The sequence below is a fragment of the Actinopolyspora mortivallis DSM 44261 genome, assembly GCF_000384035.1.
Lineage (GTDB): Bacteria > Actinomycetota > Actinomycetes > Mycobacteriales > Pseudonocardiaceae > Actinopolyspora > Actinopolyspora mortivallis.
Genome location: NZ_KB913024.1, coordinates 2623301 through 2641048, shown reverse-complemented (window position 1 = coordinate 2641048; position 17748 = coordinate 2623301). Strand labels below are relative to the sequence as shown.

Here is a 17748-nt window from a genome sequence, read left to right as displayed (position 1 = left end):
GTGGATCACTCTTCGGGCGGAGAGCGTCTCACGGATAGTCTGCGGGCATGGTCGACAACGAAGCCTCACTGTTCGAGCGCATGATCTCCGGGGAGATCCCCGCCGATTTCGTGTACCGGGGCGAGCGTGTGATCGCCGTCCGGGACATCAACCCGCAGGCCCCGGTTCACGTGCTGATCGTCCCGCGCGAGCGCTACCGCAACGCCGCCGAGCTGGCCACCCACGACCCGGAGCTGACGGCCGAGCTCGTCCGGGTGGCGGCCGAGATCGCCGAGAGCGAGGGGATCGCCGAGTCCGGGTACCGTCTGCTGTTCAACACCAACGAGGACGCGGGGCAGACGATCTTCCACGTGCACCTGCACCTGTTGGGCGGGCGGCAACTGGGCGCACTGGCCGAGCCGGTCTGAGCACCGGCCGGAGCCTTCGCGGTAACCGGGTCGGTGCTCGCCCGGTGCGGCCGGCGAGGCGGAAGCGGTGAGCGCTCCGTGTCCCCGGACTCCGTCCGGCGGGCCGCCGACCCGGGGTTTCCGAAGGGGAGGATCGTTACCACCGCCGCCGGTCACGGCGAGGGGCACGACACCCCGCGTGGCGGCGGGCGAGTTGTCGGTTGCTCTACCATCGGGGTGGAAGGGATCCAGTAACTGACCGCGCGGAAAGCGCAGAAAGCAGGCCGGTAACAGCGTGGCCGGAATCGCAGCGGATGGGGAGGCTCCCCGGACGGGAGAGCAGCTACCCCGGACCCAGCGGACCCAGTCGAGTCGCACCGTCCCGGACACGGCGATCCTCGCCCTGCTCGGTTCCCGGGACGAGAACCTGCGCACACTCGAGGAGGTTCTCGACGCCGACGTGCACGTGCGGGGCAACGAGGTCACCCTCACCGGGGAGTCCGCCCAGGTCACCTTCGCCGAGCACGTGTTCGACGAGTTGATCGAGCTGGTTTCCAAGGGCAACCAGCTCAGTCCGGACGTCGTGCGGCGCAGCGTGTCCATGCTCGCCACCGAGAACGGTGACTCTCCCGCCGACGTGCTGAGCATGGACGTGCTGTCCAGACGTGGACGCAGCATCCGTCCGAAGACGGCGAACCAGAAGCGTTACGTGGACGCCATCGACGAGAACACCGTGGTGTTCGGTATCGGTCCGGCGGGTACGGGAAAGACGTACCTGGCGATGGCCAAGGCGGTGCGGGCGTTGCAGGCCAAGGAGGTCAACCGGATCATCCTGATCCGGCCCGCCGTGGAGGCGGGGGAGCGACTCGGCTACCTGCCGGGAAGCCTGTACGAGAAGATCGACCCCTACCTGCGTCCGCTCTACGACGCGTTGTACGACATGGTCGACCCCGAGTCGATCCCGCGACTCACCCAGGCGGGCACCATCGAGGTCGCTCCGCTGGCGTACATGCGGGGTCGTACGCTCAACGACGCCTTCATCATCCTGGACGAGGCGCAGAACACCACGCCGGAACAGATGAAGATGTTCCTCACCCGGCTGGGGTTCGGCTCGCAGATCGTGGTCACCGGCGACGTGACCCAGATCGACCTGCCCGGAGGCCAACGCAGTGGGCTGAAAGTCGTTCGTGAGATCCTGGACGGCATCGAGGACGTGTACTTCTGCACCCTGGACAGCCAGGACGTGGTGCGTCACCGCCTGGTAGGGGAGATCGTCAACGCCTACGACCGTTGGCACGCGCTGCAGGAGGCCGGGGTGGACACCTCCTCGGCGGGGCAGTTCGAGGACCGAGCACGGAAACGGGCATGAGCATAGAGATCGCTAACGAGTCGGCTGTCAGCGTTCCGGAGACGACCATCGTTTCCGTGGCTCGCTTCGCGTTGGACCGCATGGGGGTCAGCAGCCTGGCGGAGCTCTCCATCGTGCTGGTCGAGCTCGACGTGATGGCGGACCTGCACGAGCGGTGGATGGACCTGTCCGGTCCCACCGACGTGATGGCCTTCCCGCTGGAGGAGTACGAGACCCCCCGTGCCCCGGAGTCCACGGAGCCGGATCCGGGGATGCTCGGTGACATCGTGCTGTGCCCGGAGTTCGCCAGGGATCAGGCCCGCAACGCCGGACACCGGATGGAGGACGAGCTCTATCTGTTGACGGTGCACGGCGTGTTGCACCTGCTCGGCTACGACCACGCCGAACCGGAGGAGGAGCGTGAGATGTTCGCGCTGCAGAACCGGTTGTTGGCGGAGTTCCGGGAGGCCAAGTCGGAGGCGGACCGCGCGGCACAGCAGCGGGACGCCGACTCCCGGGTGCTCGGGGTGGTCGGACTGGAGGAGTCCGGCGAGGACACCGAGCGGTAAGACGGGTGCGGCGTTGTTGTTTCCGGCGGGAACGTGGTTGATTCTCTGGGCGGTGCTGCTGGTGCTGGCCGCCGGGGTGTTCGCGGCCGCCGACGCGGCCGTGGGCACGGCGTCCCGGGCCAGGGCCGAGGAGCTGCTCCGGCAGGGGCGCTCCGGGGCGGGCCAGCTCGTGCGGGTGCTGGCCGACCGCCCCCGACACGTCAACCTGCTGCTGCTGTTGCGGCTGACCTGCGAGTTGACCGCCACCGTGCTGGTGACTGTGGTGGTGCTCCGCGCGTTTTCCTCTCCCGGCTGGGCTGTGCTGCTGTCCGTGCTGATCATGCTGGTGGTCTCGTACGTGCTCGTCGGGGTGGGGCCGCGCACCATCGGCCGTCAGCACCCCTACGGGGTGGGGCTCGTCCTCGCGGGGCCTGTGGCCCTGCTGGCGCGGGTGCTCAACCCGTTGACGAGACTGCTGATCCTCGTCGGTAACGCGATCACCCCCGGCAGGGGTTTCCGGGAGGGGCCGTTCTCCTCGGAGGTGGAGCTGCGCGAACTGGTCGACCTGGCCGGTGAGCGTGGCGTGGTGGCCGCCGGGGAACGCGAGATGATCCACTCGGTCTTCGAGCTGGGGGACACCGTCGCCCGAGAGGTGATGGTCCCGCGGACCGAGATGATCTGGATCGAACGTACCAAGTCGGCGCGGCAGGCCCTCACACTCGCCCTCCGCTCCGGTTTCTCCCGTATTCCGGTGATCGGGGACAGCGTCGACGACGTGGTCGGCGTGGTCACGCTCAAGGAGTCGGCCAGGGCGCTGGCCGAGCGTTCCGCCTCGGACTCACCCGAGCCCACCGTGGCCGAGCTGATGCGTCAGGCCAGCTTCGTCCCGGACTCCAAACGGCTGGACGAGCTGCTCAAGGAGATGCAGCTCTCGCGCAGTCATATGGCCATAGCGGTGGACGAGTACGGCGGCACGGCGGGTCTGCTCACCATCGAGGACATCATCGAGGAGATCGTCGGCGAGATCACCGACGAGTCGGACCGGGAGGAGCACCGCCCGGTGGAGTGGCTCGACGAGGAACGGGTGCGGGTCAGCTCGCGGCTTCCCGTGTCCGATCTGGGGGCGCTGTTCGGGGTGGAGCTGGACGACTCGGAGGTGGAGACGGTCGGGGGGCTGCTGGCGCACAGTCTCGGACGTGTCCCGCTGCCCGGTGCCGAGGCCGAGATCTCCGGGCTGCGTCTGCGGGCGGAGGGCGGCAAGGACCACAGGGGGCGCATCCGGATCAACGCGTTGTTGGTCGGCAGGGCCGCGGACACCGGTGCGCACCACGGTGAGGAAGGAAGGGAAGCCCATCATGGGTGAACGGATCGAGCCCGCTCCGGAGCAGCTCGACGCGGAGGACTCCAAGATCGTGACGCTGGCCCGGTCGGCCCGGGCCCGGATCGGGGCTACCGAGGGGGCGGCGGTACGGGACACCGACGGCAGGACCTACACGGGATGCACCGTGGATCTGGGTGTGCTGCGGCTGAGCGCCCTGCAGTCCGCCGTGGCGGCTGCCGCCTCCAGCGGTGCCGAGGGGCTGGAGGCCGCGGCGTTGGTCACCGACGGGACGGAGATCGACCCGGATTCGCTGGCCGCGGTGCGGGCGTTGGGCAGGCGGGTTCCCGTGTTCCGGGCCGACGGCGGGGGCGTCGTCTCCGACGTGACCCGCGACGTCGAGTAGTCGGGGGAACAGCCGGGGGAGGTTCGCCCGGAGGCCTTCGAGTAACGACCCTCCGGATCGGTCGGGTGTGGTGTGCCGGAGTCCGGCGATGTCGGGAACCGTTCCGCGAGAACTCTTCAGGTCCAGTGCGTCAGCCCCGCGTCGTAGGGCGAGGCACGTGGCGGGGGTTCCTCCCCCGCCTCGGTGAACGCCTGGAGGGCCTGCACCAGCCCCGCGCGCTGTTCGTGGGGGATGCGTTCGACGATGGCCGCGATCTCGCCGCGGCGGTACTCGGTGACCCGGTCCACCAGATCGCGACCGGCCGTGGTGAGACCCACCGTGATCTCCCGGCGCGAGTCCGGGTTGCTGTTCCGTTCGGCCCATCCGGCCGTGACGAGCCTGTCCACGGTTCTGGTGGCCGTGGAGGGGTTCACGCCGAGCATCTCGGCCAGCGACACCAGTTTCAGCGGCCCCCGGGAGCCCAGTGCCACCAGCAGGCGGAACTGGGGAAGTGTGATCGGCCCGGCAACCGCGGCGACCGATTTCGCCGAGATTCCCACCAGTAACCGGGACGCGGTCAGCACCGCCTCGGTGATCGCGTCCACTTCGTCACCGTGTGGCGGCTTCTCATCACTCATGTCGCCATTTTCACATTGACGTGCACGGGGCAAGAATTGCATTATGCAATGGTGATGGCGGTGGCCGGAAAACGATCAGCAGCCCTGACCGGATCGGTGTGTGGGCGGATCGCTGCCTGGCTCCGCGAACGCGGCAGCGGCCTGATGGCCCTCGCTCTGCTGGTCGGGGTCGGCGCCGGACTCGGCGCCATCGCGTTCCGGTGGTTGATCACCTCGGCGACCGAGCTGTTCACCGGCCGGCCGGAGTACACCACCGCCCCGGGGGCCGCACACGAATGGCTTCCCGGGCTCGGCGTCTGGTTCCTCGTGCTCGCGCCCGCCGTGGCGGGACTGCTCTACGGCCCCCTGATGTACTGGCTGGCCCCGGAGGCCAAGGGACACGGTGTTCCCGAGGTCATGTACGCCGTGTCCGAACAAGGGGGGCGCATAAAACCCCAGGTCAGCTTCGTCAAGGCCGTGGCTTCGGCCCTGTGCATCGGTGGTGGGGGCTCCGTCGGCAGGGAAGGACCGATCGTCCAGATCGGCTCGGCACTCGGCTCCACGGTGGGACACAACATCCGCCTGCCCGAGCGCCGGATGCGTGTGCTGGTCGCCTGCGGTGCCGCGGGGGGCATCGCCGCGACCTTCAACGCTCCGATGGCGGGCCCCTTCTTCGCCATGGAGCTCATTCTGCGGGACTTCGCCGTGGAGTCCTTCGGCGCTGTCGTGCTCTCCAGCGTCACCGCCAGCGTCATCGGCCGGGCCGTGATGGGCAACGAGGCCTTCCTCACCCTGCCGGACTTCCACCTGCACAACCCGACCGAGTTCCTGCTGTTCGCCCTGCTGGGGATCCTCGTCGGCGCCGCCGGAGTGCTGTTCGGCAAGGTGCTCTACGGGATCGAGGACGTCTGTGACCACCTCTGGCGGGGACCGGAGTGGTTGCGTCCCGGGGTCGGAGGGCTGCTGCTCGGTCTGGTGCTGCTGGTACTGCCGCAGATGTACGGGGTCGGCTACCCCGTGCTGAACCACGCCATCGGCGGGGACTACGCGGTGTGGTTCCTGCTCGTGCTGCTGCTCGGCAAGATGCTGGCCACCAGTCTGACCATCGGTATCGGCGGCTCGGGCGGAGTCTTCGCCCCCGCCCTGTTCATCGGGGGGATGGGCGGAACCGCCTTCGGCATGATCGCCAACGAGCTGCTGCCCGGGGTGGCCGGCTCCCCGGGAGCCTACGGGCTGATCGGCATGGGGGCCGCCTTCGCGGGCTCGGCCCGGGCCCCGATCACCGCGGTGATCATCCTGTTCGAGCTGACCGGACAGTACTCGATCATTCTGCCGCTGATGCTGGCCGTGGTCGTGGCGACCCTGGTCAGCAGGACCCTGAGCAGGGACACCATCTACACGAGCAAGCTGAGCAGGCGCGGCATCGACCTGGACGCCAGGTACCGCCGGGGCCGCCTGCCGGACCGCACCGTGGCCGACGTGATGGAACCGCTGCCCCCCGCGCTGGAACCCCACACCACGCTTCCGGAGGCCGCCCAACGTCTGGCCCACTGCGGGGACTCCGCGTTGCCCGTGGTGGACTCCGAGGGCGGGTATCGGGGATGTGTCACGGCCGCGGCCGTCGCCGAGGTGCTCGGTGACGGCACCACGAACACCGGCCAGGTCGGTGACCTGCTCGAAAAGCCCCCGGAGGTGGGGACTTCGACCTCACTCGTCGACGCCCTGGACGCGCTGGTCTCCCTGGACGTCACTGCCGCTCCGGTACTGGACGAGCGGGACGGTCGACCCGTGGGCTGGATCAGCCACCGCACCCTGTTGAGCTGCATGGGGACCACCGCTGGCAGGCGCTGAGCCCCCTACGGCGACAATGGGGCCGTGACCAGCTCAAGTGAAACACACCGTTCAGGGTTCGCCTGCTTCGTCGGACGGCCGAACGCGGGCAAGTCGACACTGACCAACTCCCTCGTCGGGACCAAGGTGGCCATCACCTCCAGCAAGCCGCAGACCACCCGGCACACCATCCGCGGCATCGTGCACCGCCCCGACGCGCAGTTGATCATCGTGGACACTCCCGGGCTGCACCGGCCACGGACCCTGCTGGGGGAGCGACTCAACGATCTGGTGCACACCACGTGGTCGGAGGTCGACGTCATCGGTTTCTGCGTGCCCGCCGACCAGAAGATCGGCCCCGGTGACCGCCACATCGCCCAGGAACTGGCCAAGGTCGCCCGCCGCACTCCGGTGATCGGGATCGTGACCAAGACCGACCTGGTCGCCAAGAAGCGTGTCGCCGAACAGCTGGTGGCGATGCAGGAACTCATGGACTTCACCGAGATAGTCCCGGTCTCCGCCGTGGACCGTTTCCAGGTCGACCTGCTGTCCGACCTGCTGGTGCGTCAGGTGCCGGAGGGCCCGCAGCTGTACCCGGAGGGAGAGATCACCGACCAGCCGGAGGAGTCACTGGTGGCCGAGCTCGTCCGGGAGGCCGCGCTGGAAGGGGTCCGCGACGAACTGCCGCACTCCCTGGCGGTGACCATCGACGAGATGGCCCCCCGGCAGGGCTACGACAACCTGGTCGACATCTACGTCTCCCTGCACGTGGAGCGTTCCAGCCAGAAGGCCATCGTGATCGGCAGGAACGGGGAACGGCTCAAGGAGGTCGGGGAGCGGTCCCGCAGGCAGATCCAGGCCCTGCTCGGCAGCAAGATATACCTGGACCTGCAGGTCAAGATCGCGAAGGAGTGGCAGCGGGATCCGAAGCAGTTGCGCAAACTCGGCTTCTGAACTCCGGTGGCTCGCACGGCCCGAGGCCCCGTCCCGCGACGAACCGGTGTGGGACTCCCGAGTCGGTGGAGTGGGGCTCGCGCCGCATACCCCGATGCTCCTGACCGGGATGCTCCCTCACACGCTCGTACCGGCGGTACCGACCAGGAACGGCAGGCTGCCGAGTCCGAACGCGAGGAAGGAGAGGACCCCCAGCAGGAACAGGCCCAGCAGGCAGTAACCGATCACGAGCCCCGCCGTGGCCATCCCACTGCCCCGGGTGCCGTCGCGGCTGATCTGCGACTGGGCCACGTGACCGAAGATCACCCCAAGAAGCGCGAGTAGTCCACCGGGCCACAGACCACACATGAACGGGATCGCGACCAGCGACAGCACCATCGAGGTGATGGCCAACCCGTTGTTGCGTGGGAGCTGTCCCCCCTCGTAACCGATGTAGATGTTCTGGCTGCCGGGATACTGCTGACCCGGTTGGTAGCCGGGATACTGGAAACCTCCCGTGTAGGAGGACTGGTGCGGTTGGGAGAAGTCGCCGCTGTTCGGCGGCTGGTCGTGCGGTCCCGACCCGTACGGGTTGGTCATCTACAGGCTCCTTCGACGACGTCGTGCGGATCCAATCATGCCGCCACCGTGGTTGTGTGCCGTCTTCGGTAATAGGATCACCGATCGGGAGGGCGCTCCGTCAGGCGACGGTTCGACGTCCGGGCAGCCGTGTGAGGTTCCCGAGGGGAGCCACCGTGACGTGGAGGTCGGTGGTGCGCACCGTGATCGCGCGGACTCCGTTCAGAGCCTGGCGTACGGCACTGCTCGCCCTGGGACTGGGAACGGCCGGAGCGTTGTTGGTGATCTCACCTTTCGACCTCCCCTGTGTGTTCGCCGCGCTGGGTTGGAACGGCCCCATGTGCGGGGGAACGCGGATGCTCGCCGCGCTGTTGCGGGGACACCCCGTCCGTGCCCTGGAGTACAACGCCTTCGCCGCCTTGGTCCTGCTGCCCTCGACGGTGGCGCTGCTGGTTGCCGGGGCGCGCTACGAGACGGGACGTGCGCGGCGACTGTGGCCATCGGGGGTGGCCGGGACGGTGGCCGCGGCCCTGATGGGGGGAGGGCTGCTGCTCTGGACGGTGCTGCGCAACCTGCCGGTGGAACCCTTCACGACGTTGGCGGTCTGACCTCTCGACCCGGTGGGAGGATGGCGGGGTGAGCCTGTATCGGGATGTCGGTGTCGTGCTGCGGGTGGGCAAACTCGGTGAGGCGGACCGGATCATCACCCTGTTGACCCGGCGGTACGGCAAGGTCCGTGCCGTGGCCAAGGGGGTGCGTCGTACGGGATCCAGGTTCGGCGCCCGTCTGGAACCCTTCGCGCACGTGGACACGCAGCTGCACACCGGCCGCACTCTCGACGTGGTCACCCAGGTCCAGACCCTGGACGCCTTCGGCGTGGGCATCGTCGCCGACTACCGGCGTTACACCACGGCCTGCGCGGTGCTGGAGACGGCGGACCGGATCGTGGCCGAGGAACGCGAGCCGGTGCTGCGCATGTACTTGCTCGTGGTGGGGGTGCTACGGGCGCTGGCCGACGGGCGGCGGGACGCCTCCCTGCTGCTGGACGCCTTCGTGCTGCGTGCCATGGCCTTCGCCGGATGGTCCCCCGCTCTCGGGGAGTGCGCACGCTGTGGCCTCTCGGGCCCGCACACCGCCTTCAGCGTTCCGTTGGGGGGCACGGTGTGTGGCCAGTGCCGCCCAGCCGGGGCGAGCCGTCCCTCCTCGGCCACGATCTCGTTGATGCGGGCGCTGCTCGACGGGGACTGGGACGAGGCCGAGATCTCCGAGGACCCGGTACGCAGGGAGGGAAGCGGTCTCGTCGCGGCGCACCTGCAGTGGCACCTGGAACGTCAGCTGCGTTCCCTGCCGCTGGTCGAGCGTTCCACGGCACACGGCACGGAGGCAACGTCCGGGAATTCCCCCGAAGCCGGATCCGGGCAAGGGGGGCCGGATCCCGTTCCCGAGCTGATCCGCGAACGGGCCGGGACACTGGAGCCCTCCCGGGGGGAGCACCCCGCCGGTCCCTCGGGGCGTCGTTGAGGGTTCGTCGTTTCCGCCCCGGTGACGAGGTGGACGTGCGTCGGATCTGCGTGGCCACGGGCGATGCCGGTGAACACGCGCGCAACATCCTGAACGAGCCCGAGCTGATGGCGCACGTGTTCGCCTCCCCCTACCTGGCGCTGCAACCCGAGCTGTGTTTCGTGGCCGAACTCGCGGGACAGCCGCTCGGTTACGTGGTGGCCGCCCGCGACTCGGTCGGGTTCTTCCGCGACTGGCGACGTCACTGGTCGCCACGGTTCGCGCGCAGCCACCCCGCTCCCTCCCGGCGGGAGTCCCTCCTCCGTGCCGGTGACGCCGACGTCCAGCTGCGCTCACTGCTGCACCGGCCGTGTTCGATGTTGCTTCCGGACACGGAGACCTATCCCTCCCACCTGCACGTCAACGTGCTCGCCGGAGCACGCGGCAGGGGAGTGGGCGCCGCACTGCTGCGGGTGCTGTTCGAGGCACTGGCCGAGGCGGGATCTCCCGGGGTGCAGCTCGGCGTGCGGGCCACGAACGCCTCGGCGCACGCCTTCTATCGGGCGATGGGAATGACCAGGCTGTCCTTGGACGACGGTCCGGCGATCCGTTTCGCCCGCCCGCTGGGCCGGTGAACGGCACGCGTCCGGGAGAATGGGGCCGCCGTAGTCGAACCGGCTCAGTGATCACGAAGGGAAGCCCGATGCTGCGACGCCGTGGGCGGGGCAGGGAAGCTTCGGACGTACGAGCACCCGACCCGCACCCCTCCGGTGCGAAACCTCCGGAACTGCCCCTGGAACTGGTTCCCCATCACGTGGCCGTCGTCATGGACGGCAACGGCAGGTGGGCCAACGAGCGGGGACTGCCGCGTGTCGAGGGGCACAAGCGGGGCGAGGCCGTGGTGCTCGAACTGGCCCGCGGCGCCATCGAGCTGGGGGTGCGGTGGCTCTCGCTGTACGCGTTCTCCACGGAGAACTGGAAGCGCAGCCCGGAGGAGGTCAAGTTCCTGATGGGCTTCAACCGGGACGTGATCCGTCGTCGGGTGGACGAGCTCGACGAGCTGGGGGTGCGGGTCCGCTGGGCGGGGCGTCGTCCCAAGCTGTGGCGCAGTGTGGTCAACGAGCTGCGTTCGGCCGAGGAGCGGACCGCGGGTAACCAGGTCATGAACCTCACGATGTGCGTCAACTACGGTGGACGCGCGGAGATCGGCGACGCCGCGCGGGAGATCGCCAGGCTGGCCGCGCAGGGACACATAAACCCGGACCGGGTCGACCAGCGTACGGTGGCTCGCCACCTCTACCAGCCGGAGATGCCGGACGTGGACCTGTTCATCCGCCCCTCCGGGGAACGTCGCACCTCCAACTTCATGCTCTGGCAGTCCGCCTACGCGGAGATGGTCTTCCAGGACACGTTGTTCCCCGACGTGGACCGGCGGCACCTCTGGGAGGCCTGTCTGGCCTACGCCGGACGGGACCGGCGTTTCGGAGGCGCGGTGGACCGGGCGGCGCAGCACACCGCCGGGGAGTCGGAACAGGGGGACGACTGATGTCCAGGGAAGCGGCGACCACCGCCGATCTGCTCACCTCGGCCAAACGGGTCCTGGAGAGCTACTACGAGGTCCGGGTGGACGACGACGGCGCGTTGAGCTTTCTGCACTCCGGGATCCCCTGCGCCGTGCAGGCGATGCAGCTCGCCGACGGGCTCACGGTGCTGAGCCTGACCTGTGTGCTGGCCTGGGACCTCCCCGAGTCCGGGGAACTCTCCCACTGGGTGGCCGAACGTGCCGGTGAGGGGCTGTTCGGAACACTCGGGACGGTGCGCACCACCGGCGGCACGGATCTCACCCTCCGCTACGCCTTCCCCGCCGAAGGACTGGCCCCCGCTCCGCTGAGTACCCTGCTGATGCTGGTCGTGTCCACCGCCTCGCGGTTGCGCGAGGAGTTCGAGGCCCGCTTCGAGGCGGGGGGAGGGGAGGAGCCGCCGGAGTCCGACTGAGCCACCCGGCGGGGACGGAGGTCGGCGGGGAAGGGTTCCTCCCTGCCCTCGGGGGAGGGCCTCAGCGCGCGCCGCAGTCCGCGCAGGTCCCGACGATCTCCACGGTGTGGTGGACCTGGGAGAACCCGTGTTCGGCGGCGATGCGTTCGGCCCAGTCCTCCACGGGAGGGTCGGCCACCTCCACGGTCCGGCCGCAGTGTCTGCAGACCAGGTGATGATGGTGCTGGTCGGAGCACTTGCGGTAGACGGCCTCCCCGGACTCGCTGCGCAGTACGTCGACCTCTCCGGCCTCCGCGAGCGACTGCAGGGTCCGGTAGACCGTGGTCAGCCCGATGCCCTCCCCCCTGTGCCGCAGTTTCTCGTGCAGCTCCTGCGCGGAACGGAAGTCGTCTATCTCGTTGAGCAGACGCGATACCGCCGCTCGCTGTCTGGTGGCCCGCAGGCCCGGGATCGCGGCCGCGGGACGCTCGCTGGAGGTCACGCTGTCTCCGTCTCCTGTCGGTGTTCTCCGGGGACGTGTGTCGGCTCGTCGAGAGGCTCCTCGGTGCGGTGTGCGTCCTCCTCGGCGTGCGCCACGGCGTCCACGACGATGTGGGCCAAGTGATCGTCGACCAGCCGGTAGACCACCTCCCGACCGTTCCTCCTGCCGTGCACGACTCCGGCGTCCTTCAGCACCCGAAGGTGCTGACTGATCAGGGGCTGGGTCACTCCCAGGGCGTCGACCAGGTCGTGGACGCAGCGTTCCGCCCTTCGTAACTGGAGCACGATCGCGATCCGCACCGGGGCGGCCAGGGCCCGCAGCAGGTTGCCCGCCTCGGAGAGCGTGGCCGGATCGCAGGGGGGCGCCGGGGCGGCCCGCTCGTGAAGGTGCCCCTCGTCGCTGTTCATGAGATGTTCCGGGGACGTGACCATGCGGTGATCACCCACTCGTTCCGGACGGTGCCGCGGATGCCGCCGTCCCTTGACCGTGTCATCCTCTCGGCTTTTCGTGGCGCAGGCCTCGGGGCCGACGGGGCCATTCTACGGGCCGTGACACGGGGGCGACGTCCCTGTGGACGGGACGACGACGCCTCCGGGACGTGAGGGACCGTCGCCGGTCGGGTGGGCGCGTGGGCTCACGGACCACCTGGGTACGCTGGGGACCCCACCGGCAAGAATCCGTACCAGCTTGGTCGGCTCGTCCTCTCCGGGGTCGCCGAGAGCACCGACCAGAGCCCGAACAACCAGCGACGAGCGTGGAGTGAACGTGCCCACCGACCAGATCGAAACGATCGTGAACCTGTGCAAGCGCCGTGGCTTCGTCTACCCGAGCGGGGAGATTTACGGCGGTACCCGGTCGGCATGGGACTACGGGCCGCTCGGGGTGGAGCTCAAGGACAACATCAAGCGCCAGTGGTGGCGCAGCGTCGTACAGGGACGCGACGACGTCGTCGGACTGGACTCCTCGGTCATCCTGCCGAGGCAGGTCTGGGAGGCATCCGGCCACGTCCAGGAGTTCGTCGATCCACTGGTCGAGTGCACGGCCTGTCACCACAGGCACCGTTCCGACCAGCTCGCCGAGGACTACGCCGCGCGGACCGGCAAGGAGGTCGACGAGAACGACCTCTCCGAGGTTCCCTGCCCCAACTGTGGGACGCGCGGTCAGTTCACCGAGCCCAGGATGTTCAACGGTCTGCTCAAGACCTTTCTCGGGCCGGTGGACTCGGAGGAGGGGCTGCACTACCTCCGCCCGGAGACCGCGCAGGGGATCTTCGTCAACTTCCTGAACGTGATGACCACCGCGCGGAAGAAACCGCCCTTCGGGATAGGGCAGGTCGGCAAGTCCTTCCGCAACGAGGTCACCCCGGGCAACTTCATCTTCCGCACCCGTGAGTTCGAGCAGATGGAGATGGAGTTCTTCGTGGAGCCGGGCGAGGACGAGTCCTGGCACGAGTACTGGATCGCCACCCGGACCGAGTGGTACACCGACCTGGGTATCAACCCGGACAACCTGCGGCACTACGAGCACCCGAAGGAGAAGCTGTCGCACTACTCGAAGCGCACCGTGGACATCGAGTACCGCTTCGGGTTCAGCGGCAGCGAGTGGGGTGAGCTGGAGGGTATCGCCAACCGTACCGATTTCGACCTGACCACCCACTCCAACCACTCCGGGGTGGACCTCTCCTACTTCGACCAGTCGAGCAACTCGCGCTACCGCCCCTACGTGATCGAACCGGCGGCCGGGTTGGGCCGTCCGATGATGGCCTTCCTGGTCGACGCGTACCGGGAGGACGAGGCCCCCAACGCCAAGGGGGGCGTGGACAAGCGGGTCGTGCTCAAGCTGGACCGGAGACTGGCGCCGATCAAGGTGGCCGTGCTGCCGTTGTCGCGCAACTCCGACCTGTCCCCGAAGGCGCGTGACGTGGCCGCGGCGCTGCGCCGCAACTGGAACATCGACTTCGACGACGCCGGAGCCATCGGGCGTCGTTACCGCAGGCACGACGAGATCGGGACGCCGTTCTGTGTGACGGTGGACTTCGACACCCTCTCCGACCACGCCGTGACGGTGCGCGAGCGGGACACGATGGAGCAGGAACGGGTCTCCGTCGACAAGCTGGAGTCCTACCTCGCGGCCCGGTTGGTGGGCTGCTGATCGACCGAGGGGCGGGTACCCCGCCGGAGGTGTCGACGGATCTGCAACGATGCCGGTGTGAGCGATCACCCCGATTCCACGCGGATTCCGGCCTCCCGGCGGGTGGCCCGTTGGTTGCGGCGGAGTGTGCTCGGCGCGGTGTTGGTGGCGCTGTTGGTACTGGGCGGCACGGTGTTCCGGGTATGGCAGGTCGCCCAGGTCGACGAGCGGAGCAGCGCCGACATGATCGTGGTGTTGGGAGCGGCGCAGTACAACGGTGATCCCTCGCCGGTGCTGCGGGCTCGGCTCGAACACGCCCTGGAGCTGTACCGGCAGGGGCGGGCGGGCCACGTCGTGACGGTGGGTGGCGGACAGCTCGGTGACAACTACACCGAGGCCGAGGCGAGCCGGATGTGGTTGGTGGAGCACGGAGTGCCCGCGGGTGCCGTCACCGAGGCGGAGGTGGGCAGTGACACGCTCCGCAGCATCAGCGCCGTGGCCGAGGTCGCGCGGGAGAACTCGTGGAACTCCGCCCTCATCGTCAGCGACCCCTGGCACTCCTGGCGTTCCCGCACGATGGCCGAGGACCTCGGCCTGCGGGCGACGGTGTCCCCGACCCGCAGCGGTCCCACCGGGGAGGTTCGTACCTACTACATCCTGCGTGAGGCCGCGGCGATGCTCTTCTACCGTCTCACCCACGCCTCGGCCGGGGTGGCCGGGCACGGTCTGGGCTGAGCCGGTACCCGCCCGCCCGGGCCCGGCACACCCGTTGCCGAGCACGGGAGGATGTCGGGGTTTTTCGTAAGCTGTGGGCGATGTCCTCTGGTGACACACCCGGCTACACCGGGTACGACCGGCAGCGGTGGTTCGCCGAACCCCCGAAGCGGACCGAGGTGGCCGACGGTTCGGATTCGTCGCGTTCCCCTTTCGCGCGGGACCGGGCACGGGTGCTGCACTCGGCGGCGCTGCGTCGTCTCGCGGGCAAGACACAGGTGGTCGGTCCGGAGGAGGGGGACGTTCCGCGCACCCGGTTGACCCACTCGCTCGAGGTCGCCCAGATCGGACGGGGCATCGCGGTCGAACTCGGTGCCGACCCCGACGTGGTGGACACGGCGGGGTTGGCGCACGACATCGGGCATCCGCCGTTCGGGCACAACGGGGAGTGGGCTCTGGCCGAGCTGGCCGTGGACTGCGGTGGTTTCGAGGGCAACGCGCAGACGCTGCGCATCCTGACCCGGCTGGAACCCAAGCTGCTCGGTTCGGACGGACTCGGGCGGGGACTGAACCTGACCAGGGCCTCGCTGGACGCGGTCTTGAAGTACCCCTGGCCGCTGTCCGCCTCCCGGGACGGGAAGTTCGGGGTCTACGGGGCGGACTCCGCCGTCTTCGAGTGGGTGCGTCAGGGGGTCCCTGCCGGGAGGCGGTGCCTGGAGGCCCAGGTGATGGACTGGGCCGACGACGTCGCCTATTCGGTCCACGACCTGGAGGACGGGGTGCGTGCCGGCCGGATCTCGTTGCGCGCCCTGGGCGACGAGGGGGAACGGGACGAGATCCTGCGGATCGCGAGCGGGAACTTCCTGCGGCAGCGGATGTTGTCCGCCGGACTGCTGGAGGAGGCGGTCACCGGCTTGTCGGGGATGCCCGCCCTGGCCGAGGTGCTCGACTACGACGGTTCGGTCCGGGCGCAGGCGGCGCTCAAGGGGTTGACCAGTGAGCTCGTGGGCCGGTTCGTCACGGCGGCGGTGCGGGGCACGCGTGGCGTGTTCGGGCAGGGGCCGCTGACGCGTTACGAGGCCGAGCTGGTGGTGCCCGACCGGGTGCGGGCCGAGGTCGCCGTGCTCAAGGCCGTCGCGCTGCGTTACGTGATGCGGGACGAGCGGCGGCTGCGGGTGCAGCGGAGGCAGCGGAGGATGCTGCGGGAGCTGGTGGAGGCCCTCCTCGAGGGCGCCCCCGACTCGTTGGATCCGCCGGACCGGCTCGCGTGGTCGAACGCCGCCGACGACGGCGAACGGATGCGGGTCGTGTTGGACCGGGTCGCTTCGCTCACCGACTCCCAAGCCGTGACCTGGTATGAGCGGTGCGTGTCCAAAGACGGCGATTTCGTGTGAGCTATGTCAGACAGGGCGGCGTTTGCCGTTCCTGTTGGGGCACGCTGACACGTAGCGTGATTTTCGCTGGTCATGATTAACTCTTTCGAGTGAAACAGGTCCGTGAGGCCGCGAGGAGACCCCCGATGTCCAACGAGACGAACCGGCACCACATCCAGAAGCTCGTCGTCGACGGGGAGCCCTATGTCAACTGCGACAACGTCGCCGACTGGGTGAAGGACCTGCGCTGGCAGGACCCCGCTGCCGAACGCGCAGCGGGCTACATCGCCCAGGAGCTTCGGCTGATGGGGCTGGCCGACATCGAGGAGGAGTCCCTGCGCTGAGCCGCAGGGGAGAGCCACGGCGGGCTCACCGATCGAGCCGGACGGTGACGAGCACCGGAAAGCCCGCTCACACTCGCCCCGAGCCACCGGGGAGTGGCAGACTCGCGCGGGACCGGAGCGAAGCGGCTCCCGTGGTGGATCGGAGCGCGACGTCATCGTGGACGCACAACTCGAATTCCCGCTGCGCCTGCACCGAGTTCTCACCTCCGAGGTCGGGCGCAACTTCTGCTGGTCACCCTATTCGGTGGTGAGCACGCTCGGTATGCTCGCCTCGGCCGCCCGAGGGAGTACCCGGGCGGAGACGGCACGGATGCTGGGGGCCGAGCCCGACGGACGTTTCCCCGAACAGCTGCGCGCGGTGGCCGAGCAGACCGTCGCCGTCGCCGAGGACGTGGACGCCGCCGTGGCCAACCGGTTGTGGGTCGACGAGGAACTCGTTCCGCGTGCCGAGTACCGCGCGGAGTTCTCCGACTGGCCCGGAAGCCGGATACGCACCACGCCCTTCCGCGTCGCCCCGGAGCGAGCCCGGCAGGAGATCAACGCGGACGTGGCCGAGGTGACCAGGGGGCTGATACCGGAGTTGGTCAAGGCGGGAACGGTCGACTCGGAGACGGTCGCCGCCCTGGTCAACGCGCTCTATCTGAGAACCCCCTGGAACAGTGCCTTCGAGCGGCGGGACACCGCCCCGCTGCCGTTCCACGCTTCCGGAGGCACCCGGTCGGTTCCCACCATGCGGGTGAACGCGACGCTGGGCTATGCCCGTGTCGAGGGCTGGCAGGTGGTGCGGTTGCCCGCCCGTGGTGAGGTGGAGGCGCTGGTGCTGCTGCCCGACTCCGCGCTGGAGGCGGCCGAACCGGCACTGACCCCCGCGCGGCTGCGCCGTCTGGTCACGGCCCCCCAGCAGCGGCAGGTGGAACTGAGGATGCCGAAGTTCGAGGTCACGGGCTCGGCGGAGCTGAACGAGCCGCTCACCGCGCTGGGGATGCGCACCGCCTTCACCCCCGAGGCGGATTTCGGTGGGCTCACCGAGAAACCGCTGCGGATCTCCACAGCCGTGCACGAGGCGGTGCTGCGGGTGGACGAGAACGGCCTGGAGGGAGCGGCGGCCACGGCGGCGATGATGCGGCTCACCGCGTTGGTGGAGGAACCGGAACCGCTGCGGGTGACGGTGGACCGTCCCTTCTGGTTCCTGGTACGCCACTCCCGAGGGGGAGCCGTCTACTTCCTCGCCCGGGTCGTATCCCCGGAAGGTGAGGCGGGGTAGGAG

21 protein-coding genes are annotated in these 17748 nt (G+C 69.1%); 17 read left to right on the top strand and 4 right to left on the bottom strand.

Annotated elements, in window-relative coordinates; all coding sequences use genetic code 11:
• The first annotated feature begins 47 nt into the window (after positions 1-47).
• The 5 genes from ACTMO_RS0112455 to ACTMO_RS0112435 all read left to right on the top strand — a co-directional run bounded on the left by ACTMO_RS0112455 (position 48) and on the right by ACTMO_RS0112435 (position 4006).
• Entirely contained in the window at positions 48-407 is a 360-nt protein-coding gene (locus ACTMO_RS0112455; protein WP_019855021.1) for a histidine triad nucleotide-binding protein, read from the top strand.
• A 274-nt stretch (positions 408-681) separates the two neighbouring features.
• Positions 682-1755, top strand: coding sequence for a PhoH family protein (locus ACTMO_RS0112450; protein WP_019855020.1), 1074 nt, complete (start codon positions 682-684; stop codon positions 1753-1755).
• Positions 1752-2303, top strand: coding sequence for an rRNA maturation RNase YbeY (gene ybeY / locus ACTMO_RS0112445; RefSeq protein ID WP_019855019.1), 552 nt, complete (start codon positions 1752-1754; stop codon positions 2301-2303). Before ACTMO_RS0112450 ends, ybeY begins: the two co-directional genes overlap by 4 nt.
• Before the next feature lie 13 nt (positions 2304-2316).
• Positions 2317-3645 carry a hemolysin family protein gene (locus ACTMO_RS0112440; RefSeq protein ID WP_019855018.1) on the top strand — a complete coding sequence of 443 codons (1329 nt, stop codon included), beginning with the start codon at positions 2317-2319 and terminating at the stop codon, positions 3643-3645.
• Positions 3638-4006, top strand: coding sequence for a hypothetical protein (locus ACTMO_RS0112435; protein WP_019855017.1), 369 nt, complete (start codon positions 3638-3640; stop codon positions 4004-4006). The genes ACTMO_RS0112440 and ACTMO_RS0112435 overlap by 8 nt, the downstream gene beginning before the upstream one ends.
• 116 nt (positions 4007-4122) lie before the next feature.
• Here ACTMO_RS0112435 and ACTMO_RS0112430 read toward each other — a convergent pair whose 3' ends face one another.
• Positions 4123-4623 carry a MarR family winged helix-turn-helix transcriptional regulator gene (locus tag ACTMO_RS0112430; protein WP_019855016.1) on the bottom strand — a complete coding sequence of 167 codons (501 nt, stop codon included), beginning with the start codon at positions 4621-4623 and terminating at the stop codon, positions 4123-4125.
• Positions 4624-4677: 54 nt separating this feature from the next.
• Between ACTMO_RS0112430 and ACTMO_RS0112425 the strand changes: the two genes are divergently transcribed.
• Complete coding sequence (locus ACTMO_RS0112425; RefSeq protein ID WP_033401920.1) at positions 4678-6453, top strand: chloride channel protein; 1776 nt, start codon at positions 4678-4680, stop codon at positions 6451-6453.
• Between the two features lie 24 nt (positions 6454-6477).
• Positions 6478-7386, top strand: a complete 909-nt coding sequence (gene era / locus ACTMO_RS0112420) for a GTPase Era (protein WP_019855014.1) — start codon at positions 6478-6480, stop codon at positions 7384-7386.
• 117 nt (positions 7387-7503) lie between these two features.
• Here era and ACTMO_RS0112415 read toward each other — a convergent pair whose 3' ends face one another.
• Positions 7504-7965: a DUF4190 domain-containing protein gene (locus ACTMO_RS0112415; RefSeq protein WP_019855013.1), complete on the bottom strand. Its 462-nt coding sequence runs from the start codon at positions 7963-7965 to the stop codon at positions 7504-7506.
• 155 nt (positions 7966-8120) lie between these two features.
• On the opposite strand from ACTMO_RS0112415, the gene ACTMO_RS0112405 reads away from it, so the two are divergent.
• The 5 genes from ACTMO_RS0112405 to ACTMO_RS0112385 all read left to right on the top strand — a co-directional run bounded on the left by ACTMO_RS0112405 (position 8121) and on the right by ACTMO_RS0112385 (position 11439).
• Entirely contained in the window at positions 8121-8552 is a 432-nt protein-coding gene (locus ACTMO_RS0112405; RefSeq protein WP_245556148.1) for a DUF2752 domain-containing protein, read from the top strand.
• 28 nt (positions 8553-8580) lie between these two features.
• Complete coding sequence (gene recO, locus ACTMO_RS0112400) at positions 8581-9465, top strand: DNA repair protein RecO (protein ID WP_019855011.1); 885 nt, start codon at positions 8581-8583, stop codon at positions 9463-9465.
• Entirely contained in the window at positions 9462-10079 is a 618-nt protein-coding gene (locus ACTMO_RS0112395; RefSeq protein ID WP_019855010.1) for a GNAT family N-acetyltransferase, read from the top strand. Before recO ends, ACTMO_RS0112395 begins: the two co-directional genes overlap by 4 nt.
• Before the next feature lie 68 nt (positions 10080-10147).
• Complete coding sequence (locus ACTMO_RS0112390; protein WP_026449169.1) at positions 10148-10990, top strand: isoprenyl transferase; 843 nt, start codon at positions 10148-10150, stop codon at positions 10988-10990.
• Positions 10990-11439 (top strand): hypothetical protein, encoded by a 450-nt coding sequence (locus ACTMO_RS0112385; protein WP_019855008.1) that lies wholly within the window; start codon positions 10990-10992, stop codon positions 11437-11439. The genes ACTMO_RS0112390 and ACTMO_RS0112385 overlap by 1 nt, the downstream gene beginning before the upstream one ends.
• A gap of 61 nt (positions 11440-11500) precedes the next feature.
• Here the strand turns inward: ACTMO_RS0112385 and ACTMO_RS0112380 are convergent, their stop codons facing one another.
• The gene (locus tag ACTMO_RS0112380; RefSeq protein ID WP_019855007.1) at positions 11501-11920 is read right to left on the bottom strand and encodes a Fur family transcriptional regulator; all 420 of its coding nucleotides are present in this window, start codon (positions 11918-11920) and stop codon (positions 11501-11503) included.
• Positions 11917-12327 (bottom strand): ArsR/SmtB family transcription factor, encoded by a 411-nt coding sequence (locus ACTMO_RS0112375; protein WP_211212952.1) that lies wholly within the window; start codon positions 12325-12327, stop codon positions 11917-11919. Before ACTMO_RS0112375 ends, ACTMO_RS0112380 begins: the two co-directional genes overlap by 4 nt.
• 358 nt (positions 12328-12685) lie before the next feature.
• On the opposite strand from ACTMO_RS0112375, the gene ACTMO_RS0112370 reads away from it, so the two are divergent.
• The 5 genes from ACTMO_RS0112370 to ACTMO_RS0112350 all read left to right on the top strand — a co-directional run bounded on the left by ACTMO_RS0112370 (position 12686) and on the right by ACTMO_RS0112350 (position 17745).
• The gene (locus tag ACTMO_RS0112370; protein WP_026449168.1) at positions 12686-14071 is read left to right on the top strand and encodes a glycine--tRNA ligase; all 1386 of its coding nucleotides are present in this window, start codon (positions 12686-12688) and stop codon (positions 14069-14071) included.
• A 57-nt stretch (positions 14072-14128) separates the two neighbouring features.
• Positions 14129-14785, top strand: a complete 657-nt coding sequence (locus tag ACTMO_RS0112365) for a YdcF family protein (protein WP_019855004.1) — start codon at positions 14129-14131, stop codon at positions 14783-14785.
• Between the two features lie 80 nt (positions 14786-14865).
• Positions 14866-16158, top strand: a complete 1293-nt coding sequence (locus ACTMO_RS0112360) for a deoxyguanosinetriphosphate triphosphohydrolase (RefSeq protein WP_019855003.1) — start codon at positions 14866-14868, stop codon at positions 16156-16158.
• Positions 16159-16283: 125 nt separating this feature from the next.
• On the top strand, positions 16284-16481 hold the full coding sequence (locus ACTMO_RS0112355; RefSeq protein ID WP_019855002.1) for a hypothetical protein: 198 nt from the start codon (positions 16284-16286) through the stop codon (positions 16479-16481).
• A 157-nt stretch (positions 16482-16638) separates the two neighbouring features.
• Positions 16639-17745, top strand: a complete 1107-nt coding sequence (locus ACTMO_RS0112350; protein ID WP_019855001.1) for a serpin family protein — start codon at positions 16639-16641, stop codon at positions 17743-17745.
• Positions 17746-17748: the final 3 nt, after the last annotated feature.